The organism is Bradyrhizobium tunisiense (assembly GCF_042263385.1).
Taxonomy (GTDB): domain Bacteria; phylum Pseudomonadota; class Alphaproteobacteria; order Rhizobiales; family Xanthobacteraceae; genus Bradyrhizobium; species Bradyrhizobium tunisiense.
In genome coordinates, this window is record NZ_JBHLEV010000023.1 from 1 (window position 1) to 490 (window position 490).

At 65.5% G+C, this 490-nt stretch carries 1 protein-coding gene; it reads left to right on the forward strand.

Going from position 1 to position 490, the window contains the following annotated elements:
* Positions 1-2: 2 nt before the first annotated feature.
* A partial coding sequence (locus ACFDR6_RS36325) for an Hpt domain-containing protein (RefSeq protein ID WP_375861386.1) occupies positions 3-490 on the forward strand: 488 nt, incomplete at its 3' end.

The following is a 490-nucleotide window of genomic DNA, read 5'->3' on the forward strand; positions in this document are numbered from 1 at the left end:
TCATGGATGATCTGTTGCGGGAGTTTCTGACGGAGACCAGCGAGAGCCTGGACACCGTGGACAATCAGCTGGTGAAGTTCGAGCAGGAGCCGAACAACGCCAAGATCCTGGATAACATCTTCCGCCTGGTCCACACCATCAAGGGCACCTGCGGCTTCCTCGGCCTGCCGCGGCTCGAAGCGCTGGCACATGCCGGCGAGACGCTGATGGGCAAATTCCGTGACGGCATGCCGGTGACCGGGCAGGCGGTGACGGTGATCCTGTCCTCGATCGACCGCATCAAGGAGATTCTGGCGGGTCTGGAGGCAACCGAATCCGAGCCCGAGGGGAACGACCGCGACCTGATCGACAAGCTGGAAGCGATGGTCGAGCAGGGCATGGCGGCGATGTCAGGCTCGGCGCAGCCGATGCCGGCGGCGTCGGCTTCGCCGATCGCGGCAGGAGCCGCTGCTCCCGTCACCGAGGCGCCGCCGCTGGTGCCGGAAGCACC